Here is a 22685-nt window from a genome sequence, read left to right as displayed (position 1 = left end):
GGTGATTGTTTATACTTTAATAACTTAAAAATAAAATCATATGAAAACAATTAAACTACTCACCGGTTATTTTCTTTTGGCCACACTAATGGTTTCTTGTTATGCAGATGTAATCATAGAAGATGATTTTATTGAAGAATCGGCATATAATACAGATCAAGTTTTACAGAGTTTTGATCTTTGGTATGTGGATATTAATGCTACACGTGGCGGTGGTGAAGTTCCATTTTTGCAACGTGCTTTTACGGTCTCTTTTAATCGTGGGGTGCTATATGCTAATAATAATATAGTTGGTATAGGAAAAACAGGCGGCGGTTATGGTATTGACGTAGGAACTTATGGCACTTTGAGAGGCATAGTAGATATAAACCATGATATAGATGGTCGTTGGGACTTGGAAGTATTTGCTATAAATGGAAATACGATTGAACTGTATGATGTTAGTACAGACACCTCTTATTTTCTAAAAGGCTACCAAACTAATACGTTTGATTATGATATGGTGTTCTACGATAACATCAATTATTTCATTCAGGAATATGATGCTTGGGAGAAAATCTATACGAGTGAAACGGGAGCTTTGAATGATTTTGATGATGAGAATTACATGCAATTTTTACCCAGTTTTTTCAGGTCGTCTTTAGATTCACCTAATACAAGTGTAGCCAATTTGCAATGGGATTATGAAGGTGATTATGAAGTATATGATGTGCAAGGAGACAATTCTCTAAAAACATTGACCTTAGATTATGATTTCTTAGGGGGTGATTATTTTGAATTTTATGTGATTAATGACAGCACGATAGAATTATATCACCCTGATAGTGGTACTACCTACGAATTTAGAGGAAGAGGTTATCAAGAATACTTAAAATCTGGCAAGGGTACCGATAGTAAAAAAAGGACTAAATCTTCTAATTCAACTATGGATGTAAAGAGGAAAAAAGTAAAATAGTTTTTGTGTTGATTGTCTCAAAAATGCCCTATTCATATAAATAGGGCATTTTTTATTTTTTAAATAGAAGCAACGTCTTCCAAGATTATAGAATCAATTTGAATTGATTCTGAAGAATGTAGTACAGATATATCACCTGTTGTTTCAAAAACAACGGCTTTAACCTGTGATAGTTGTAATACGTTAGCCTCACGTAATTTACCCCTTAAATCAGCCTGACTTACCAAGGCTTTTGTTAAATTCTCTTCAAATTTAGTTCCGTTTTTCATAAGCAAAATAGGTGTGTTCGTCAATACCTTTTGAGCTTTGTTAGATGTTGACATGATTTTTGCAAATAGTGCCTGAAGACTTGCTAATAGCACTAAGGAAACAAATGCCGGTATTAAACTTGAAACAGGTTTGTGAATAGCATCCGCCAAGATAGATCCCATGGCAATGGTGACAGGAAAATCAAAACTTGACATTTTTTCAAAAGTACGTTTCCTGTCACACGGGTAATAAGCATAATGTACAGGTAGATACAAACTGCGGCAACACACATTTGTATGATAGTTTTTAGGGAGAGAGGATTAAATAGTTCCAAGTGTTATTGTTTTGAAAGTTCTAGCGATTGAATATTGTTGGCACCATCTGTAGATTGCCATTTCTGATAGTCATTCTTGTTCTCAATGAAAATCCATGTTTTGGATAGTTCAGAGTTGTCACCTTCAATCGTAATGAATTCTTCCGTAGCGATCCAATTAAATGGGGTAGCGTCTTTATTGGAAACGCCTAATAAAGAGTAATCCAAGTTTTTTGTGCCTGTCCCATTTTTTTCAAAGGTAATTCTACCAACATTACTGACGGACATTCCTAGCTCACCAGGGGTTGCACGTTGGTATTTTTGAACAGTCCAAGTGCCAACCAATCTAGGAGAACAGGATGAAAGCGCAAAAAACGAAATAGAAAGTAGGAGTAGCTTTGATATAGTCTTCATAGTAGTATTTTTTTATCAAAATAACTTAAATGGGCATATAAGGTTTACTCATTAGCGTTTATTGATGCTTCATTCAAGAAGAAAATTCTAATTTGCATGTAATCTTTTTTTAAATGTAGAGGGATTTTCACCAGTAACTTTTTTAAACGTTCTGTTGAAATAGGAGAGACTTTCAAAGCCACATTCAAAACAAGTTTCACTTACGTTTTTTCCAGTCAGCAACAAACGCTTCGATTGGCTGATGCGATATTGATTTAAAAACTCGATAAAGGTACTACCTGTGGCTTTTTTGAAATAGCGGCAAAAAGCTGGCTTTGTTAAATTACAAAATTTTGCAACTTCATCTACAGAGATTTTACCTTGGTATCTTTCATCGATCAAGGCGTAAATGTCACGAATACGGTCTTGCTCTTTTTTACTATATCGGTTTTTATAAGGTTTTTTGTGTAACAGTTCAAATTCATTGCTTTGAGATAATCTTTTAAGAATGTTCATTATGGTCATGAAATATTCGAAGGGCTTAAGTGTGTGTAATTCTTTTAGTGCAGATCCAACAACCTTTTTTGTTTCACCGTGAAATGCAATACCATATCTCGATAATTCCAGTAACCTACTGAGACTTTTTAATTCTGGTACAGGGTCAACGAATGCATTTTTAAATGAGGGCTTAATATGCAATACTTCTTCACGATATGTTGTTTTTACTCCGTAGTCAAAATTTAAATGAGGAATGTTTGAGCCTATAAGTACAAGGTCGGTTCCCTCATATTCTGATATGTGATCACCTACATGGCGGGTACCCGTTGCACCTTCAATATATACCAATTCATATTCTGGATGAAAATGCCAGTAAAAAAGGGGGCTCAGTTTAGGGTCATGCAAAAGTCGGAATGGGCTTTTGGATATAGACTCAATCGTTTCTAGTTCAATTTTCATAGTTAAATGTAACAAAATTGCGCATTATTTTATTTGAATGGTTAGAATAAGTCAATATTGTTCAAATAGTGGTTAATATTAAGGTGGTTTGTAATAGGTATGAAATATAGTTTTACCATAACTATTACGCTAATTTTATAACTATGCAACAACCAAATGATAACGTAGAAATGGGTAACAAAGCCCATAAAGAGATACCTGGAAATCCTTCTACGGCGACTAGCAGCAAGCAAAAATTAAATACCCGTCCTAACGGAGAATCTTTACGTGTACTAAGTGATGAAGATTGGCAATTTTGGATGTATAACGGTTACATCGTAATTAGGAATGCAGTATCAAAAGAGCAAGCAAAACGCACAGCCGATTTTCTCTGGGAGTTTGACGAAAAGAGTCCTGCCGATGCTACAACCTGGTATGCTCCACCACGCGCTGAAATGAAAATGAAGGAATTGACAGGTACAGGAATGGTTGAGGTGTATAATCATCAGCATTTATGGAACAATAGGCAAACGCAAAGGGTGTATGATGCTTTTGTTGACGTATGGGGAACTGAGAAATTGTGGGTCACTATTGATCGTGCCAATTTAAACTTTCCGTTGCCAGCGGGTGTAGAAAAGAAAGGATTTATTCATTGGGATTATGACCCTGAAACTAAACCCCAAAATGTACAGGGTGTTTTGGCTTTAGCGGATCAAAGCGATGAAGATATGGGCGGTTTTCAATGTATTCCTTGGTTATACCGTAATTATGATACTTGGAAACTTACGCAAACTGAGAACCGAGACCGTTTTCAACCTAGCTTAAAAGGTTTGGAACATAAAATTGTTAAAGTAAAAATGGAAGCTGGCGATTTACTAATTTTCAATAGTACCGAACCACATGGAATACGACCCAATAAATCTAAAGATAAGGTGCGTATAGCTCAATATATTTCAATGATGCCCGCCGAACCAGATAATGAAGATCTGAAGAATTGGAGAATAAATTCGTGGAAACATAAAATAGCACCCGAAGGGTATGCCTTTCCTGGCGACCCACGCAATTGGGAACAAACAAAATATGAAACTGCCAATTTATCATCCTTAGGAGATAAACTATTAGGATTAAAAGACTGGTAAACAGATAATTTGGGAATAATCAGCATGTTTGTGGTGAGGCCAGTAAATATCACTATTTTTGCGCCCTTTAAAATAAAGCTACATGGCGAAGATTTTCAACTTATTCGATTTTAAACAAAAGGTAGACTATAAGACAGAAATTCTTTCTGGGCTTACCGTAGCCTTAGCTTTGGTTCCAGAGGCTATTGCTTTTGCCCTTATACCTGGGTTTTCACCTTTAACGGGACTTTATGCAGCTTTTGTATTAGCCTTAATTACTTCGATTTTTGGAGGTAGACCCGGTATGATTTCGGGTGCAACTGGAGCAATAGCTGTTATTTTTATTGGGTTAATATTAGAATTAAAAAGAAATTTTCCAGGTATTGAACCTGACACTATTTTAAACTACGTTTTTGCTACAGTCATAATTGCCGGATTATTACAGATACTGGCTGGAGTTTTACGATTAGGAAAATTTATACGTTTAGTACCACACCCGGTTATGTTTGGTTTTGTTAATGGTTTGGCGATAATCATTTTTATGGCACAGTTTCCGAACTTTTACCAAAAGGGTACTGATAATTTATTGACTGGTATGAACATGGCTATAATGTTAGTCCTTACCGTTATGACCATGGCCATTATTTGGGGACTACCTAAATTAACCAAAGCAATTCCATCTACCTTGGTTGCCATTGTTGTAGTATCAGCAATTGTAATAGGTTTTGGAATAGATACATTGACTGTTGCTGACACTATGGGAGCAGGGGAGACAATTAAAGGTGGTTTTCCTCCATTATCCATCCCACAAATACCATTGACTTTTGAAACTTTTAAAATAATCTTTCCTTTTGCGGCAATCGTTGCAGGTGTTGGTTTAATTGAGAGTTTGTTGACATTGAATATTATTGATGAGATTACCGAAACTAGAGGTAGTGGTAATAGGGAATGTGTTGCGCAGGGTACAGCGAACATATTGTCTGGCTTTTTATCTGGAATGGGTGGCTGCGCTATGATTGGGCAAAGTTTGATTAACACATCATCAGGAGCTAGAGCAAGATTATCTGGAATTACCGCTGCTATAATGTTATTGGTATTTATCATGTTCGGGTCTAGTGTAATTGAACGTTTACCCATGGCAGCATTGGTGGGTTTAATGTTTATGGTTGCTATTGGAACTTTTGAGTGGGCAAGTTTTAAGACTTTTCGAAAAATGCCAAATTCTGATGTGGTAGTCATGATTTTGGTAACCTTGATAACTGCAGTTACTCACAATTTGGCTATCGCAGTACTATTAGGCGTAATAATTTCAGCTTTGGCTTATTCGTGGGAAAATGCGAAGAGAATACGTGCAAGAAAGCATATTGATGAAGATGGAGTTAAGCATTACGAAATTTATGGACCTTTGTTTTTTGGTTCGACCACATTGTTTAGTGAAAAATTTGATGTTATCGATGACCCAGATGATATAATAATCGACTTTAAAGAAAGTAGGGTGGCAGATATGAGTGGTATAGAGGCCTTAAATAAGATTACCGAACGGTATTCTAAAGTAGGAAAGAAAGTTCATTTACGTCACTTAAGTAAGGATTGTATTCGCTTATTGGAAAATGCTGAAGAAATTATTGATGTGAATGTTATAGAGGACCCAACGTATAAGGTAATGTTAGATAAGCCTACAAAAGGAAATGGAGATAAGAAGAATCCGTTTAAACTTTGGGGTCTATAATACTTGAAACGGTATAGAGCCGTTTTATTACATTTATATTTAGCCGGCTGAATTAATAGGAGTAGTAGATAATTAGCATCGATAGTAATAAGAATATAAATGCTGGTAAAGATTTTGTTAAGGAATCATCAATCCTAAAGTGCATTATAATGGCACCTAGCATTAAAATAACCATAACTGCTGCTGCGGGTAAAGCCAATACAGGAACCCAAATAGATACAATTAATGAGAGTGCACTTAAAACTTTTAATGCACCTATTAAGTAGACCATTGATTCAGAAAGTCCATAGGAGGCAAATTCAGTTTTCATTGAAGAAGCATCACCTCCTCTATACGGAGTTTTTTTATTGAATCGAAAAAACCAAACATTTATGATGGCTATAAATATAATTATTTTGGCAGAAATGATAATATAGTTCATAATGTTTAATATATTTTCTATAAATTTAAACAAAATATATTGAACTAGTATATGTTATTTTCTGATTTTAAAGAATATTTTTGGATTACAAAGCTTATAATTATATTCTCTGGAGTTTCTTTTCTTTTCTTTGGAATTAGCTGTTTGTTCTCAAATTATATGGTGAGTGAGTTTAAGCGTTATCATTTAGAAAATTTTAGAATTTTAGTAGGTTTACTACAATTAATGGGCTCTATTGGACTTTTTATAGGCTTATTTTCTAAAAATTGGGCAATTTTGGCAAGTATTTGCTTAGCGGTATTAATGGCTTTCGGTTTTGTGGTAAGACTTAAAGTAAAGGATGCTTTTTTACTAGCATTTCCATCATTGTTCTATTCATTATTGAATATGGCGTTATTTATTCTCTTAACTCGATTTGAAAAATAAATAGCGTTACACAGATTTAAAATAATTGAACGATTATTATCCTAAATGGCTATGAATAATATTTGTGCAACTAAAATTTAGCACTAAGAGTAACACCAATTTAATATATGGGTATACGGATGAAATAATCTTTAAATATAAAACATATTGAAAGCTTTACTTTCTAATAGATACCATGTAATTATTAAGTTTGATAATATAAAATTATGTCCACTAACGTATTAGATACCACCCTAATTTCTTGTTGTTACGAGCCTTTAACAGGCTTTTATCGAGATGGTTATTGCAAAACAGGCCCTGAGGATGTTGGCACACATACCGTATGTGCAATTATGACCCTCGAATTTCTTGAGTATTCAAAAAATCAGGGTAATGATTTAACCACACCGTTACCGATGTATAAATTTCCTGGATTAAAACCCGGAGATAAATGGTGTCTTTGCGCAACACGATGGAAACAAGCTGCTAATGCGGGAGCAGCCCCACCTGTAATTTTACAAGCAACTCACAAGAAAACCTTAGAGCTTGTAGATTTCAGTCTTCTTTTAGAACATAAGTGGTAACAGTTTTAAAACGTATGCTCTTTAATTTATATGTGAATAGGCAATTACACTTCTCATGAATGGAGTTTTATAATATTTAATTTTGTACGATTCCTAATAGATAATTAAATTGCACTTATTTTTAAAAAGTTAAGTTCAAAAAGATGAAGTGTAAATTACTATTTATCATTTTAATGTCAGGGATGTTATTTGGCGTATTAAATAGTTGTAAGATGGAAGAATTGAAGAGTGAAGCAGTCCTTTTTGTAGGTACATATACCAATAATGGTAGTGAGGGTATTTATCGTTTTAATCTAAATCTAGAAACTGGTCAATTGAGTAATCAGTCGTTGGCGGCCTCGATAAAAAACCCTTCGTTTCTTACCTTTTCGCCCGATAAGAAAACATTATATGCGGTAGGTGAGGTTGATGATTTTATAGAAGGTAGTGGTTCAATTACAACTTTTAGAGTAAAAGATAACGTGCTCACCGAAATAGACACAAAATCAACGTATGGTGCTAATCCTTGTTATGTAGGTGTTGACAAAGAAGGAGATTTTGTGGCAGTAGCTAATTATTCGGGTGGAAATATTGCAATTTATAAAACCATGGATAATGGAGACCTTGTTCCATCACCACAAGTTATTGATCATAAGGTTTTAGATACACGTAAAACAGCGCATGCACACATGTCTAAATTTCTAAATGGAGAACTATTCGTTTCGGATTTAGGTTTAGATAGGATAAAAAAATATAGCCAAACCAATGGTAAGTTTTCTCCAAGCCAACAGAAAGAATTGGTTGTAACTGAAGGTGCAGGGCCTAGACATTTTGTGGCTTCTAAAGAAGGGAAGTTCCTCTATGCAATTAATGAATTGAATTCAACCATAACCTTATATAATCGAGAAGGTGAAAAGTATTTCGGTCTAGAAACCTACGATGCTGTAGCAGGCGATTTTAACGAAGAGAGTTTCTGTGGTGATATTCATTTGTCTCCAGATGGTAAATTTTTATACGGTTCTAATAGAGGAGAGAATACTATAGTAATTTTTAAAGTGGATGAAGCTAGTGGAAAATTAGAACTTATAGGAAGGGAATCTGTGAAAGGAGATTGGCCTCGAAATTTTTCAATAGACCCTAGCGGAAATTTTTTATTGGTAGCAAATCAGCGGAGTAATAACATTGTAGCCTTTAAGCGGGATAATGAAAGAGGAACTTTGAGTTTTATTAGCGAAGTTGAATTACCAAGCCCTGTCTGTCTACAATTTTATTAACTTGTTTTAATCACCTGTAGTAATTCATGTTTAGGAACTACTCCAGATTGTCTCCATACTTGCTTGCCATTTTTAAACAGAATCATAGTAGGAACTCCTTTTACTTGATATTTTGCAGCTAACGATTGATTCTTGTCCACATCTATTTTGACAACCTTAATTGCTTCGCCCAATTCTTCCTTAACTTGTTTAAGAATGGGAGCAAGTGTTTTGCAAGGTCCGCACCAGTCGGCAAAAAAGTCAACCAATACGGAGGTTTCATCGTTTATGATTTCAGAAAATGATGCTTTCATAATTGTTTTATTTGTTATAGTTCAAAACTATAGTATTTATGGAAGTTGAATTAACAAACTCCAGTTACTGGATCACAACTATCGCCTTCGTTAAGTGTTTTTGTTGAAGAAACTTGTTGAAATGCCGCTAAAAATGCAGATGCAGGTTGCGCACCACTAATACCGTAGGTGTCATTGATTATAAAAAATGGCACACTGTTTACACCGCGCTGTTGGTAATGTGCAATTTCTTGTTTCACGGAATAAGCAATCGAATCATCAGCTAAAATTTGTTTTGTTTTCTCAGCCGTCCATCCATATTCAGTCATGATTGAGCTAAGTATATCAATGTTGTTCAGATGCAGGTTTTCATCAAAATAGGCTTTCATGAAACGTTCTTTAAGTGCGTCCTTAAATCCTTCGTCACCTGCTACATGAAGTAGTTGATGTAGAGGTAGGGTGTTAATTGCTAGCCATTCTTCTCCAAAATTAAAAGTAATACCATCTTCTTTTCCACTAACCTTCAGCCGTTCGGTCATTTCAAGCGGACCTTCTAAATTTCCGAACTTATTTATAAGATAGGTATCTCTATCCAAACCTTCAGCAGGAATGTTAGGGTCCAACTGAAATGGATGCCATTCGATTTCTATAGGTATGCCTTTCCATTCTTTAATAGCTTTTTCTAATCTTTTTTTCCCAACATAACACCATGGACAGGCAACATCAGATACTATGTCAATTTTTATTTTATCTTTTTGCATTAATTTTTTCATTTCGTAGTATGATTACTTGGTCGTAAAAAGATGATAAAACCTACTTTCCATTTTTCAATATAATTATTCACTTTACGTAGCGTCTTAAGAGTGAATAATTATATTCATTCAGGTTTTCTTTTAATCAATAAATTGATAGAGAATTAAGATATATAATACGTCTTATAAAAGAAAACCCATACAATTAATTGAATGGGTTTTCTTTTATAAAGTATGGAAATTCGGTTACAGTGTACGTAAGTACTCTGCCAAGTTGCGAGCTTCTTCTTCGTTTAAGTTCTGATTTAGCATGATAGCATTGTTATATTCCTTCAACAATGCTTTTGCAATAGGGTCTTCCTTTAACATTTTATCTGGGTTGATAATCATATTCATAACCCATTCCGGACTTCTTCGTTCGTAAACTCCCTTTAAAGCTGGGCCAATCATACGTTGCTCAGCCATGTGACAAGCCGTACATATAGCTTGAAATTTTTCTTTACCTGCAGCAGCCATTTCTTCATTTACAGCATCAGCAAAGGTTACATCTGTAATTGGTCCTACACCCTTGTTGTCAAGGTCGACTGGTACACCTTCACTTTTTGTTTCAGCTTTAACTTCTTTTTTGGCTCTGTTCATTTCAAAACCTTCTTTTTTCTCTTCTTTTTTTTCGCCACAGCCTATAGCTAGTGTGCTAAGAGCTAATAAAGTGAATAATTTACGCATGTCTATAAAATAATTTATGAGTTGTTCAATAATTGAAGTACTAATATAGCAATTTTTACGGGTTGAAGTATGTTTTGTTTGAGTAGTATTAAAAATTTCAGCAGTAATGTTTGCGTATTATTTTTCTAAAACAATACGTACGTTTTGCGGAGTTGTGAGCTTAATCATATGCTAAGAGAAATTCTAAGGTTCTTCGCTCTGCATAGGTGAAGTTATTGGCTCCATGAAAACCTACATGGCCTCCATATTTAGGCATTTCGAAAAATAAGTTTTTATGTTGTTTGGCAATGTGTATTGGGTAACAGGCCTCCCCTAAAAATGAATCATTTTGCGCATTAATTAGTAAGGCAGGTACTTCTATATTTTTCAAAAACTGAAGACTACTACATTGCCTATAGTAATCCATAGCATCTTTAAAACCATGTGCTTTACTCGTGTAGATATCATCAAAATCTTTTAGCGTTTTCACCTGCTTGATGTCCTCATCTGAAATTCGAGTTGGAAAAAGTTGCTTTTTTATTTTAAGTTTTTCAATCAAATTACTCCTAAATCGTTCAGCATATAAAATGTTTTTAAACTGCAATAACTCATGTAGTGAATCTGCTAATTGGCACGGTACTGAAATGGCAACTGCGCCCTTAATTTCTTTTGGAACGATGCGTTCTTCTCCTAAATATTTCAATAATAGATTTCCACCAAGGCTAAAACCATGTAAAAAAATGTCTTGGTAGGTGTCTAATTGTAATACATGCTCAATCACAGATTGTAAATCTTCTGTAGCACCAGAGTGATAAGAGCGATATAGTTTGTTCGCAGTCCCACTACACCCCCTTAAGTTAATAGCGCAAACATCAAATCCAGATTCACTTAATAGTTTAGCAGTCCCTCTTATATAAGCTCTCTTTGAACATCCTTCGAGACCATGAATAATAATCACCAATTTCTTTGATGGAGTATGGGCATAGCTCCAATCCAAATCAAGAAAATCAGTATCAGGTAATATAATTCTTGTTCTGATTTGTTCTAGTTGTTCAACTTTACGCAGCAGTCCAGAATATATAGTAGATAGGTGGCCGTTTTTAAATAATAAAGATGGATTATATGAAGAATTTACTATCGGCATTGATATAATTGAAGATGGTGCCCTTGTTGAATTAGAAAGGTGTCATTGAAAATTTTTGACACAAGAAAGTGCTTAAATAAAAATAGCTAATTTTTTTATTTTGGATAGGTTGCAAGCACCTTAATCTGTTGTTCAATAGCCTCTTTAAATTCTGATTTTAAATGTGATACTAATTTAGTAACGGGTAAACTGTCTTCAATTAGTGCAGAACCTTGCCCTGCTGACCAAATCGTTTTCCAGGCTTTTGCCTCTGTATCTAATTCTTTTCCAAAATCAATTTTTCGGTCTTTTTTAAGATCCTCTTCTGTAATTCCGGCTGCTTTTAAACTAGCACCCAGAAAATTTGCATGAACCCCAGAAATGGCCGCCGTATATACTATATCGCTCGCCCCTGCATCAATGATCATTTGGCGATACTCTGGTGTAGCTTTACTTTCATCAGTATTTATGAAACGGGTTCCCATATAGGCCAAATCTGCACCCATTTGCAATGCCGATGCAATGTCTCTACCGGTGCTGATACATCCGGATAGTAAAATTGTTTTATGAAAAAATTTCTTTATTTCTGCTACCAAAGTCATAGGGTTGATTGTTCCTGCATGACCACCTGCACCAGCGGCCACTAAAATCAATCCATCTACACCAGCCTCAGTTGCTTTTTCTGCATGACGTTTTTTAACTATATCATGAAAAACGAGTCCTCCATAACTATGAATGGCATCCACCACTTGAGAAACGGCTCCCAAAGAGGTTATAACCAATGGAACTTTATGTTTAACGCATAATTTCACATCAGCCTCTAGTCTTGGATTGGTAGGGTGTACAATTAAGTTCACGCCGAAAGGCGCAGCTTTTTTACCCGTTTTTTCTTCAAATGTTTTTAATGCCAAGGTAATTTCTACTAACCATTCTTCAAAACCTTCACTTGTACGTTGATTTAATGCAGGAAAGGTTCCTACAATACCACTTTTACAACATTCAATGACCAATTGTGGCCCTGAAATTAAAAACATAGGTGCAGCAACGACAGGTAATGCTAAATCTTTAATGAAAGTAGGTTTATTTGACATAAAGTGTAATTTTCTACTGGTTTTAAAATTAAGTATAAAAAACCATGTTCTTTGTTCCTTAAGATTCAAAACTATATTATTTTTATGGAGTAGTGCGCATGCATAGTAAAAAAGAAGAATATGTACGTTAAAGATTTTGAAATAAGATGGAGTGAGGTAGACGCAAATCGTCATCTGGCAAATTCAGCATATATTAATTTTATGAGCCATACTCGTATTTCATGTTTGATGGATTTAGGGTTTGACTATAAAACAATGGCAATTCATGAAATAGGGCCTGTATCGTTTTATTAGCATTTATATTATTTTAAGGAAGTATTTCCTGGTAAACCTGTTAAGGTGTCTTTGGAAATAATGGGAATGAGTGAGGATTGCAAATTTTTTGAATTTCATCATAATTTTTATAATCATAAAGGGGAGAATATTGCCCGTTGTGAAATGATGGGAGCTTGGATGGATTTAAAAACCTGAAAACTCACAGGCCTAACCAACGAATTTTTAAGAACTTTTAGAGGCGTAGAAAAGGCAAAAGAATTTAGAGTACTTACAAAAGAGGACTCACGTAAATTTGCTAAAATTCCAAAAACCTTACAACAATAATCTGCCTAATGCTTCGATATGTAATGTTGGGCACAATCGATTAATTAATTTTTAATAACGCTATTTTAGTACATTTACGCTATGGTTAGCTTCTCAGAAGACATATTTCAAGAGACATACGGAAAAGTCAAAAAATTGATAGTCACCAAGAAGTTGACTCCTGGGCAATTGATTACCCAACAAAGATTGTCTCACACCCTAAATATTAAAGATGAGACCATACCCGTCGTTTTGCAGCAATTACAGGAGGAGTCGCTATTGGTTGGTAAGCTAGATAATGGTTTTGCCGTTCGAGAACTAAGCGAGCAGGATATTTGTGAGATGTTCGATTGCAGATTGGCTTTAGAAACAATGACCGTAAAGTTATTTACACTTAATGTTCCTCAATCAAAAATTGATGATTTAAGAAATTTATTGGTTCCCTTTGAGAAGGGACCACAAAACGTGTATGTTTTTCATAAAATCGACCGATACTTTCATGAATTTATTGCTAAGAATTGTGGAAATAGAATAATGTATGAATTATTTAAGTCAGCAAAAATATTACCGTTTATGGATCTTGTAGGCCTTGCAAGACCGTTGAATGCAATATTACAAGAACACCTTAATATAGTTTCTGCGATGCATCAAAGAGATGAGGAAATGGCGATTCGTGCCATTCAGTTACACCTTCAGAACACAAAAAAATCACATATATAAGTCAAAAAAAGGAGATAGGGTTATCCTATCTTGGTCTTCACAGGATTTGCTTTTGGTTTTCTACTTGCAAGATAAACGCCAACCAACACTAAACATGCTGCAATTATTTTTATTAGGGTAAGATTGTCTTGGCCAGTGAGTATAGCATATCCAATACCAATTAAAGGTTGAAGATAAACAAATGCACTTAGGGTAGAAGCTTTTAGTTGGGATAGGGCAAAAATATTAAACAAATAAGTGCAAAACGTAGTTCCGAATATTACAAATGCAATTCCCCAATAAGCTTCAAAAGGAAGGGTAGACCATGATATTTGCATAAATTCATCAAATCCAAAAGGTAAACATATTAGTACGCCTAAAGAGAATAACCACTTCATAAATGTAAAAGGATGGTATTTAGTGATAAGCACCTTCACAACTACTAAATATGAGCCATAGAATATAGAATTAAGGAAAATCAGAAAATTTCCCATAGGAATATTTGGAGCATCTAGGCGTACTTCTGAGCCAAATAGAATCAATCCTAAGGCACCTAATAGGCCGATACCGATTCCTATTATTTTTCTGCCAGATATATTTTCCTTTAGGATAATTGCAGATAAAATGAGAACAATAATTGGTGTGGTCGTAATTAAAACAGCGCTATTAATAGGAGTAGAAAGTGATAATCCTTTAAAGAAAACAAGCATATTTAAACCCATTCCTAAAAAAGCACAAAAAATCATTCGCAGATAATCTTTTCGTTCAATTTGCTCTTTAGGGCCCAAGGGTGAAATGAGCCAAAATATAATGGCTGCACCTAAAACCCTTAAAATAATAAAACCATAAGGTTGCGCATAATGGGGCATGATGCCTTTTGCGATAGTATGGTTAAGACCATAAATAGTGGTAGCACCAATTGCTGCGATTATTGCAAGTAGACGTTTGCTCACGAATGAATTACCTTTTTAGCAGCCTCTATGACCTTTTTAGTATTTCCGATAAATATTTGGTCGTCAACAATAATAACAGGGCGTTTTAAAAATGTATACTGTTCTAAAATTAAGGCCTTAATGTCAGCTTCTGATAGTTCTTGTTCTTTCAGGTTTCGCTCTCTATATAACACAGCTCTTTTGCTGAATAAAGACTCGTAGCTTTCTGAGAAATCGTGCATTTGTTCCAATTGACATGCGGTAATCGGATCAGTTTTTATATCCTGTAAGACAAAGTCAGTAAGGGGTTGTAATTCTTTTATAATTCGTTGACAAGTAGAACAAGTGCTTAAGTGATATATTTTTTTCATGCTTTGGTTGATAAGTTGAAGTTGCATTTTTTGACCTTAATAAGGTTAAAGTCATAAATTCTAAACGGGTCTTATGCGCTACAAAGAAACTTATTTCTCTTTAATTGTACTATTTTTACACTCCTTTTAAATACCAAAATATGTCTAAGAATCTATTTGAAATTACAGCACAGAATCGAAGAAATTTATATGCTATTTTAACCAAAACTCCAAAAGAAAAGCTTTTGGCAATACCTGATGGTTTTAATAATAATATTTTTTGGAATATTGCACACACTATAGTTACTCAGCAAATTTTATGTTATAAATTCTGTGGGCTTCAAATGCGTGTGCCTAAGGAAATGGTAGACAAATTCATGAAGGGTACTGTGCCAGATGGCACCGCAACGGATGAGGAAATCATGATGGTGGCAGATTTATTAATTTCTACTATAGAATGGGCAAAGGAGGATTATGACAATCAGCTTTTTCAAAATTATCAAGAGTACGCCACAAGTGCGAAGGTAACATTGAAAAATATTGATGATGCAGTCGCTTTTAATTTATTCCATGAAGGATTGCATATAGGGGCAATCATCCTATTGATGAGGCATGTTGGTTAAGGTTTTATAGGAAGGTTTAAAAATACATTAGCCTCGGTAAAAGGTATGGTCAGAATAATTGGGCCGTCACCATAAGAGGCTATCTCATAAGGCTCGTAAAATAACAATAATCCTTTATTTGTATATCCAATATTTTCTGGCAAATAGAAGTTTTCTGTTTCGAACATAAAGCCTGTACTATTTATAGCTGCTTCAGCGGGTATGTTTTCTTGTTTTCTGAATATACGTTCAGTAAATGTTATGAAATCCTCTTTAGATTTAAATAATTCTGGGTAATCCATTTCAGTACTGTTTACCTTGTCAAAATTTAAGAATCTAACAGTATTATAACCATGTGCACCACCTGTGAATAAATAGGATTTTAATTTAATGGTTAGCACATCCTTATTTTCAAATGTGATGGTACCATTGATTGTAGCTTCCCAAGGCATCGATTCTTCTGGGAATTTTGCATTTAGGTCTTCATAATCTTTTATGAAAGATTCAATAGCTCCCTCAATACTTTGTGCATTGCTTTCTTCGTCGAAATTTAACCATGCAATGATTTCTTCTTTCAGGGCTATATTAATGGTCTCACCCAATTTGGTCTTATTCAATGCCTTTGGAACCCCAATCTTCACTGTAGAACAATTTTCACAGACCTTATTAGAAATTGTAAGGGGTTCAAAAGCAAGTTTATTTTCATTTTCACAACTAAATAGTAGCATACATATAAGTAGGTAGATAAGCTTTGATTTCATTGGATTATAATATTTAGTGTAAAAATACGTCTTCATTGTATGCTCCGACAGATAACGATACATTTGTGTAAATATTTATTGAAAATGGGAGCTAAAACCATAAAATTTAATACGAAGACCATTCATGGTGGTCAACAACCGGATAAGGCATATGGAGCAGTGGTGCCACCCATTTATCAAACGTCAACCTATGCTCAAACCACACCAGGCGGCCATAAGGGATATGAATATTCACGAAGTGCAAACCCTACTCGAACGGCTTTAGAAAATTCTTTGGCTAGTATTGAAAATGGCGAATTTGGTTTGGCTTTTGGCAGCGGTCTAGCAGCCATAGATGCAGTAATTAAATTATTGGAGCCAGGTGATGAGGTGATATCAACAAATGACCTCTATGGAGGCACTTACCGAATATTTAAAAAGATATTCGAAAAATTTGGAATTGTTTTTCATTTTGTTGGCATGAAAAGTATTGATGCTATTCGAGATAAAATCAATTCAAATACCAAATTAATTTGGGTTGAAACGCCAACAAACCCTATGATGAATATTATAGATATAAAAGCAGTTGCTGAGTTGACAAATACTAATAAGATTCTTTTAGCCGTAGACAATACTTTTGCAACACCCTATTTACAAACACCATTAAATTTGGGAGCAGATATCGTAATGCACTCCGCAACCAAATATTTAGGCGGCCATAGTGATACCGTTGTTGGTGCATTAGTGGTAAAGAATAAGGAATTGGCAGATAGACTTTATTTTATTCAAAATGCGAGTGGTGCTGTTTGCGGACCTATGGATAGTTTCTTGGTCTTAAGAGGAATAAAAACCTTGCATGTACGAATGCAACGGCATTGTGAAAATGGAAAAGCAGTAGCTGAATACCTTAAAGGTAATCCGAAAGTTGAAACAGTGTATTGGCCTGGGTTTAATGATCATCCTAACTATGATATCGCAAAGGAACAAATGAAAGATTTTGGAGGAATGATTTCTTTTGTGCCAAAAGGAAGCAATTATGAAGACGCTATTAAGATTGTAGAGCGATTGCAGATTTTTACCTTGGCAGAATCTTTAGGTGGGGTTGAGAGTCTTGCAGGGCACCCTGCTAGTATGACGCATGCAAGTATACCTAAGAATGAGCGAGAAAAAAGTGGCGTAGTAGATGCTTTAATACGACTTAGTGTTGGTATAGAAGATGCCGAAGATTTAATTGCAGATTTAGAACAAGCAATAGGATAGCGTGTAATTCTTTGAACTTTAGAATTGAAAATAAGTAGTTTGTTGTTGAAGCAACAAACTTTATCGAATTTTGAAAAAATAAGCCATCAAATTACCTAAATAGCATAATTTTGCCATTATATTTTTATATACCAATAATTTAAATCAATTGTAAATAGCTTTATGGAAGATAAAATAAAAGCGTTTATGGATGAGGTTACCTCTAGAAACGGACATGAACCAGAATTCATACAAGCAGTGCAGGAAGTAGCCGAAACTGTAATCCCTTACATCGAAAAGCAAAAAATATATAATAGTAAGAGTATTCTTTTAAGAATGGTTGAGCCCGAGCGATTGATTTCATTTAGGGTAGCTTGGGTAGATGATGATGGCGAAGTACATGTAAACCGTGGGTATAGAATACAAATGAACTCGGCCATTGGCCCATATAAAGGTGGATTGCGTTTTCATCCAACCGTAAATGCTAGTATTCTTAAATTCTTGGCTTTTGAGCAAGTGTTTAAAAACAGTTTAACTACGTTACCAATGGGTGGTGGTAAAGGGGGGTCTGATTTTGACCCAAAAGGGAAGTCAGATGATGAAGTAATGCGTTTTTGCCATGCATTTATGTTAGAGTTGAACAGACATATTGGTCCAAATACAGATGTGCCTGCGGGTGATATTGGTGTAGGTGCACGTGAGATAGGTTTTCTATTTGGCATGTATAAAAAGATAAGTAACGAGTTTACAGGGGTGCTTACAGGAAAAGGGTTGTCATGGGGTGGTTCTAAAATTAGACCTGAGGCGACAGGATATGGTACCGTTTATTTTGCAGAAAGCATGCTTAAGACTAAGAATGAGAGTTTCGATGGTAAGACCGTTGTAATATCTGGTTCTGGAAACGTGGCGCAATATGCTGCTGAAAAAGCAATTTTTTTAGGAGCTAAAGTGGTGACTCTTTCAGATTCTAGCGGGTATATTTATGACGACGAAGGCTTAAATAATGAAAAGTTAGCCTTTGTTATGGATCTTAAAAACAATAGAAGAGGTCGTATTTCAGAATATGTGGGTAAATACCCAAATGCCAAATTTCATGAAGGAAAAACTCCATGGAACGTTAAATGTGATATTGCATTACCATGCGCTACACAGAATGAGTTGTTTAAAGAAGATGCTTTGAATCTATTAAAAAATGGGTGTATGTGTGTTGCCGAAGGCGCAAATATGCCATGCAATACAGATGCTGTTCATGAATTTAATAATGCTAAAATATTATTTGCACCAGGTAAAGCTTCAAATGCTGGAGGTGTAGCAACGTCTGGATTGGAAATGTCTCAAAATTCATTGCGTATTAGTTGGACCCGTGAAGAAGTTGATGAGCGTTTAAAAGATATTATGGAAGATATTCACACATCTTGTATTGAATATGGAAAGGAAGAGGATGGATTCTGTAACTATGTAAAAGGGGCCAATATTGCTGGCTTCGTTAAAGTTGCCGATGCAATGCTCGCTCAAGGTGTTATTTAAATTTTAAGTGAACACCTAAAAAATTTGGGTTTAATGTATGAATGCGAGGTTCTCTTTTGAGGGCCTCGCATTTTTTTAATTCACTCAGTCACCAATAACCAAACTACTATCTTTGTGCTAAGAGAGATTATGATATGCAGCTAACGACCAAGGCAATAGTGTTTTCTGCACTAAAATATGGCGATACGAGTTTAATTGTTAAGGCTTTTACCGCTTCAGACGGTATAAAATCTTATTTATTGAGAGGTGTATTGTCTTCTAAAAAAGGAAAATTGAAATTCGCTTATTTTCAACCGTTAACGCAACTAGAGATTGTTGCCAACCATAGAAATAAAGGCGCTTTAGAATCAATTCGTGAAGCTAAGGTGTATTACCATTACCAAACACTTTATGCCGATATGGCCAAGAATGCAATATCCCTGTTCTTAGCTGAATTGTTGGGTAATAGCATACGTGAGGAAGAACGCAATGAAGATTTGTATCAGTTTTTAGAAGCATCCTTGCAGTGGTTGGATATGCATAGGGATGTTGCAAATTTTCATTTATACTTTATGCTGTCACTCACAAAATTTTTAGGTTTTTATCCTGATGCATATCAGATAGATAGACCCTATTTTGATTTGTTAGAAGGTGAGTTTACTGCTACAGAATCTTTGAACCCAATGCTAAGAGGTGAAAATATTTATTATTTCAAGACCTTCTTAGGCATAAATTTTGATGCTATTGACACGATAAAGATGAAAAAAACCAACCGTCAAGAATTATTGAAATCACTGATACTTTATTTTGAATTGCATCTACAGGGTTTTAGAAAACCAAAATCGCTTGCGGTATTAAATGAAATTTTTGATTCGTATGTATAAGTTTCTTTTAGTAGCAGTATTTTTAATTACAGCCTTCGGTAATGCCCAGCAAATTACCGTTTTGGATGAGGATAGTGGTGAGACTATTCCAAATGTTGCTGTCTTCAATAAGGATAAGTCTAAAATTGCATTAACTGATCTAGAAGGTCAATTCGATGCATCTATCTTTTCAATTAAGGAGCGTCTTATTTTAAGACATATTGGTTATGAGGAGTTTAAAACCACAAAATCTCAAATGCAGAGACAGGGCCAAAAGGTGTATTTGATTATGAAAGCGCAGCAATTGGATGAGGTGGTTATGTCTGTCTCCAAATGGGAACAACAGAAAAAAGATATTCCCAATAGAATAGTTTCGTTAGATGCTAGATCAATTGCCTTTACCTCACCTCAAACATCTGCAGACTTACTTCAAAGTAGTGGAAAAGTTTTTGTACAGAAGAGTCAATTAGGGGGCGGTAGCCCAATGATAAGAGGGTTTGCTACCAATAGATTATTACTGTCTGTTGATGGGGTTCGAATGAACAATGCTATTTTTAGGGGGGGGAATGTTCAAAATGTGATATCTATTGACCCTTTTACAATTAAAAATACAGAAATCATATTTGGACCTGGTTCAGTAATTTATGGTAGTGATGCAATCGGTGGTGTTATGAATTTTTACACGAAAAAACCTGATTTATCCCAAAACGATAGTCTTTTAGTGCAGGGTAATGTCAATTATAGATTTGCTTCGGCAAATTCAGAAAATACTGTTCATGCAGATATTAATTTTGGTAAAAAGCATTGGTCTTCCTTAACTAGTGTAAGTTATAATAGTTTTCAAGATTTAAGAATGGGGTCTCATGGTGCCGATTCATATCTAAGAAATTATTTTGTGCAGACAACTAACGGTGTGGATGAATTGGTAAGTAATGGTTCTCCTCAAAAGCAAGTTACTACAGGGTATGATCAAATAAATCTTATGCAAAAATTGTTGTTCAAGCCTAATACAAAATGGGATTTGAATCTTGGTGCATACTATTCAGAAACATCAGATTTTTCTCGATATGATCGATTGATACGACCATCACGCGATGGTCTAGGGTTGCGCTCTGCAGAATGGTATTATGGGCCACAAAAGTGGTTTATGGGAAATGCCCAACTTCAAAAGAAGGGAAATGGAAAGGTTTATGACGGATTAAAATTGGGGTTGGCTTATCAACATTTTGAAGAAAGCAGGAATAAAAGAGATTTTAAAGATTTAGTCTTAAACACTACCATGGAAAAAGTAGATGCCGTGAATTTGAATATTGATTTTGAAAATAAGAAGATAGGTAATTTTAAGCTGTATTATGGGGGTGAATACATTTTCAACAATGTCGGGTCAAATGGTTTCGACACCAATATTGTAACCGATGAAAAAATTGAAGCTGCCTCTCGTTACCCAGATGGGTCCACTTGGCAAAGTTTAGCAGGGTATCTAAACGGAGAGTATAAGGCAAAACCCAACTTCACTCTTATGTCTGGTTTACGCTACAGCCACGTTTGGGTCGATGCTGTTTTTGACGATAAATTTTATGATTTCCCATTTGAAACTGCAGATTTAAGTACGGGAGCATTAACGGGTAGTTTAGGGTTCAGTTGGTTTCCTAGGGAAAATCTTCAATTTACATTGAATGGATCAACGGGTTTTAGAGCACCGAATATAGATGACGTAGGTAAAATTTTTGATTCAGAGCCAGGATCGGTCGTAGTTCCAAATCCAAATTTGGAACCTGAATATGCGTATAATTTTGAAATAGGTGTTCAACGAAATATAAAAGATAAAATAATATTGAAAGGAACAGCGTACTATACGTATTTAGTAGATGCCTTGGTGCGCCGCGACTTTAAATATAATGGAGTTTCTGAAATAGAATATGATGGTGAAATCAGTAATGTACAAGCAATACAGAATGCAGCTAAAGCGTATGTCTATGGTTTTGAATTTGGATTGGAGGCCTATCTTACAGAACAGTGGTCTTTATCTTCTAACCTAACTTTGACAGAGGGTGTAGAAGAGGAAGAGGATGGTTCTGAAACACCTGCACGACATGCGGCGCCAACTTTTGGAGATTTTCACGTTATCTGGAAAAACCAAAGACTACGTACGGATCTATTTTTAAATTATAATGGTGAAATTGCGTCTAATGAACTGGCAATGTCAGAACAATCAAAAGAGTATATATATGCATTAGATGTAAAGGGAAAGCCATATGCTCCTTCTTGGTACACGTTAAACTTTCGTTCGCAATATGATATAACGAACCGGTTCAAAGCTTCTGTCAGTTTAGAAAATATTACAGATCAACGTTATAGAACGTATTCATCTGGTATTGTAGCACCCGGACGAAATATTATTCTCGGTATAGGCTATCATTTTTAAATAAAAAAAGACCCGCAGGTAGCGGGTCTTTTTAAAATTACAAAAGGGTTAAAATTAGTTTTTAACTGCCTTTTCTACTTTATCGGCTGCATCATTGGCTGCTTTTTTTATATCATTACCTGCTTCTTTAGCTGCATCAATAGTGTCTTCGCTAGCTTCTTTTACTGATTCTGCAGCACCCTCGGCAGCTTCTTCTAAATCTTTTCCCGCTTCTTTTAAATCTTCACCAGCTTCTTCTAGTGCTGCACCTGCTTCTTCAGTTGCAGATTTTGCTTTATCTGCAGTATCTCTGCAAGAGAATGACATACTTAGTGCTAAAATTATTAATGATCCTAAAATTAATTTTTTCATCGTGTCGTTTTAAATGGTTATTGTTTTGTTTTAAATACGGGTCAAGTCATATTTTAGACGTTAAACTTGCTATTATTTATTATAATCAATGAGTTAGGGG

At 35.0% G+C, this 22685-nt stretch carries 25 protein-coding genes and 1 pseudogene; 13 read left to right on the top strand and 13 right to left on the bottom strand.

Features of this window, described 5'->3' with window-relative positions; translation table 11 throughout:
* Window positions 1-40: 40 nt before the first annotated feature.
* Window positions 41-955: a nicotinic acid mononucleotide adenyltransferase gene (locus ES765_RS15640; RefSeq protein WP_138115247.1), complete on the top strand. Its 915-nt coding sequence runs from the start codon at window positions 41-43 to the stop codon at window positions 953-955.
* 59 nt (window positions 956-1014) lie between these two features.
* Here ES765_RS15640 and ES765_RS15635 read toward each other — a convergent pair whose 3' ends face one another.
* The 3 genes from ES765_RS15635 to ES765_RS15625 form a co-directional block, all read right to left on the bottom strand.
* A complete protein-coding gene (locus ES765_RS15635) occupies window positions 1015-1419 on the bottom strand; it encodes a DUF421 domain-containing protein (RefSeq protein ID WP_138115246.1) in 405 nt (134 codons plus the stop codon).
* A gap of 122 nt (window positions 1420-1541) precedes the next feature.
* The gene (locus ES765_RS15630) at window positions 1542-1931 is read right to left on the bottom strand and encodes a hypothetical protein (RefSeq protein ID WP_138115245.1); all 390 of its coding nucleotides are present in this window, start codon (window positions 1929-1931) and stop codon (window positions 1542-1544) included.
* Window positions 1932-2018: 87 nt separating this feature from the next.
* Entirely contained in the window at window positions 2019-2867 is an 849-nt protein-coding gene (locus ES765_RS15625) for a helix-turn-helix domain-containing protein (RefSeq protein WP_138115244.1), read from the bottom strand.
* Between the two features lie 143 nt (window positions 2868-3010).
* Here ES765_RS15625 and ES765_RS15620 point away from each other — a divergent pair, with 143 nt between their 5' ends.
* The gene (locus ES765_RS15620) at window positions 3011-3985 is read left to right on the top strand and encodes a phytanoyl-CoA dioxygenase family protein (RefSeq protein WP_171017322.1); all 975 of its coding nucleotides are present in this window, start codon (window positions 3011-3013) and stop codon (window positions 3983-3985) included.
* A gap of 82 nt (window positions 3986-4067) precedes the next feature.
* A complete protein-coding gene (locus ES765_RS15615) occupies window positions 4068-5693 on the top strand; it encodes a SulP family inorganic anion transporter (protein WP_138115243.1) in 1626 nt (541 codons plus the stop codon).
* A 52-nt stretch (window positions 5694-5745) separates the two neighbouring features.
* On the opposite strand, the gene ES765_RS15610 is transcribed toward ES765_RS15615, so the two are convergent.
* Window positions 5746-6114, bottom strand: coding sequence for a DoxX family protein (locus ES765_RS15610; protein ID WP_138115242.1), 369 nt, complete (start codon window positions 6112-6114; stop codon window positions 5746-5748).
* Window positions 6115-6165: 51 nt separating this feature from the next.
* Between ES765_RS15610 and ES765_RS15605 the strand changes: the two genes are divergently transcribed.
* The 3 genes from ES765_RS15605 (at window position 6166) to ES765_RS15595 (ending at window position 8356) form a co-directional block, all read left to right on the top strand.
* Window positions 6166-6540, top strand: a complete 375-nt coding sequence (locus ES765_RS15605) for a DoxX family protein (protein WP_171017321.1) — start codon at window positions 6166-6168, stop codon at window positions 6538-6540.
* A gap of 206 nt (window positions 6541-6746) precedes the next feature.
* Window positions 6747-7103, top strand: coding sequence for a DUF2237 family protein (locus ES765_RS15600; RefSeq protein WP_138115241.1), 357 nt, complete (start codon window positions 6747-6749; stop codon window positions 7101-7103).
* Window positions 7104-7315: 212 nt separating this feature from the next.
* Window positions 7316-8356 (top strand): lactonase family protein, encoded by a 1041-nt coding sequence (locus ES765_RS15595; protein WP_171017320.1) that lies wholly within the window; start codon window positions 7316-7318, stop codon window positions 8354-8356.
* Here ES765_RS15595 and trxA read toward each other — a convergent pair.
* The 5 genes from trxA to ES765_RS15570 form a co-directional block, all read right to left on the bottom strand.
* On the bottom strand, window positions 8353-8649 hold the full coding sequence (trxA, locus tag ES765_RS15590; RefSeq protein ID WP_138115239.1) for a thioredoxin: 297 nt from the start codon (window positions 8647-8649) through the stop codon (window positions 8353-8355). The genes ES765_RS15595 and trxA overlap by 4 nt on opposite strands.
* Before the next feature lie 50 nt (window positions 8650-8699).
* Entirely contained in the window at window positions 8700-9401 is a 702-nt protein-coding gene (locus tag ES765_RS15585; RefSeq protein ID WP_138115238.1) for a DsbA family oxidoreductase, read from the bottom strand.
* Window positions 9402-9626: 225 nt separating this feature from the next.
* Window positions 9627-10106: a c-type cytochrome gene (locus ES765_RS15580; RefSeq protein ID WP_138115237.1), complete on the bottom strand. Its 480-nt coding sequence runs from the start codon at window positions 10104-10106 to the stop codon at window positions 9627-9629.
* Window positions 10107-10266: 160 nt separating this feature from the next.
* Window positions 10267-11229: a YheT family hydrolase gene (locus ES765_RS15575; RefSeq protein WP_138115236.1), complete on the bottom strand. Its 963-nt coding sequence runs from the start codon at window positions 11227-11229 to the stop codon at window positions 10267-10269.
* A 95-nt stretch (window positions 11230-11324) separates the two neighbouring features.
* Window positions 11325-12299: an NAD(P)H-dependent flavin oxidoreductase gene (locus ES765_RS15570; protein ID WP_138115235.1), complete on the bottom strand. Its 975-nt coding sequence runs from the start codon at window positions 12297-12299 to the stop codon at window positions 11325-11327.
* Between the two features lie 120 nt (window positions 12300-12419).
* Here ES765_RS15570 and ES765_RS15565 point away from each other — a divergent pair.
* Both ES765_RS15565 and ES765_RS15560 read left to right on the top strand, forming a co-directional pair.
* Window positions 12420-12899, top strand: a pseudogene (locus tag ES765_RS15565) (acyl-CoA thioesterase).
* A gap of 81 nt (window positions 12900-12980) precedes the next feature.
* Window positions 12981-13598, top strand: a complete 618-nt coding sequence (locus ES765_RS15560) for a GntR family transcriptional regulator (RefSeq protein ID WP_138115234.1) — start codon at window positions 12981-12983, stop codon at window positions 13596-13598.
* A gap of 20 nt (window positions 13599-13618) precedes the next feature.
* Here ES765_RS15560 and ES765_RS15555 read toward each other — a convergent pair whose 3' ends face one another.
* Window positions 13619-14530, bottom strand: coding sequence for a DMT family transporter (locus ES765_RS15555; protein WP_138115233.1), 912 nt, complete (start codon window positions 14528-14530; stop codon window positions 13619-13621).
* Window positions 14527-14880, bottom strand: coding sequence for an arsenate reductase family protein (locus tag ES765_RS15550; RefSeq protein ID WP_138115232.1), 354 nt, complete (start codon window positions 14878-14880; stop codon window positions 14527-14529). Before ES765_RS15550 ends, ES765_RS15555 begins: the two co-directional genes overlap by 4 nt.
* A gap of 140 nt (window positions 14881-15020) precedes the next feature.
* Here ES765_RS15550 and ES765_RS15545 point away from each other — a divergent pair, with 140 nt between their 5' ends.
* Entirely contained in the window at window positions 15021-15482 is a 462-nt protein-coding gene (locus ES765_RS15545; RefSeq protein WP_138115231.1) for a DinB family protein, read from the top strand.
* On the opposite strand, the gene ES765_RS15540 is transcribed toward ES765_RS15545, so the two are convergent.
* The gene (locus ES765_RS15540; RefSeq protein WP_171017319.1) at window positions 15479-16222 is read right to left on the bottom strand and encodes a DUF3298 and DUF4163 domain-containing protein; all 744 of its coding nucleotides are present in this window, start codon (window positions 16220-16222) and stop codon (window positions 15479-15481) included. The two genes, ES765_RS15545 and ES765_RS15540, sit on opposite strands and share 4 nt — an antisense overlap.
* A gap of 84 nt (window positions 16223-16306) precedes the next feature.
* On the opposite strand from ES765_RS15540, the gene ES765_RS15535 reads away from it, so the two are divergent.
* The 4 genes from ES765_RS15535 (at window position 16307) to ES765_RS15520 (ending at window position 22234) form a co-directional block, all read left to right on the top strand.
* Window positions 16307-17461, top strand: coding sequence for a cystathionine gamma-synthase (locus ES765_RS15535; RefSeq protein WP_138115229.1), 1155 nt, complete (start codon window positions 16307-16309; stop codon window positions 17459-17461).
* 162 nt (window positions 17462-17623) lie between these two features.
* A complete protein-coding gene (gene gdhA, locus ES765_RS15530; RefSeq protein ID WP_138115228.1) occupies window positions 17624-18967 on the top strand; it encodes an NADP-specific glutamate dehydrogenase in 1344 nt (447 codons plus the stop codon).
* Between the two features lie 134 nt (window positions 18968-19101).
* On the top strand, window positions 19102-19830 hold the full coding sequence (gene recO, locus ES765_RS15525) for a DNA repair protein RecO (protein WP_138115227.1): 729 nt from the start codon (window positions 19102-19104) through the stop codon (window positions 19828-19830).
* A complete protein-coding gene (locus tag ES765_RS15520) occupies window positions 19823-22234 on the top strand; it encodes a TonB-dependent receptor (protein ID WP_249356500.1) in 2412 nt (803 codons plus the stop codon). Before recO ends, ES765_RS15520 begins: the two co-directional genes overlap by 8 nt.
* Window positions 22235-22288: 54 nt before the next feature.
* Here ES765_RS15520 and ES765_RS15515 read toward each other — a convergent pair whose 3' ends face one another.
* Complete coding sequence (locus ES765_RS15515; protein WP_138115225.1) at window positions 22289-22585, bottom strand: hypothetical protein; 297 nt, start codon at window positions 22583-22585, stop codon at window positions 22289-22291.
* Window positions 22586-22685: the final 100 nt, after the last annotated feature.

It is taken from the genome of Maribacter sp. ACAM166, from assembly GCF_005771495.1.
Classification (GTDB): Bacteria; Bacteroidota; Bacteroidia; order Flavobacteriales; family Flavobacteriaceae; genus Maribacter.
Note: the sequence above shows the minus strand (reverse complement) of the source record. Positions and strands in the feature narration are given on the sequence as shown.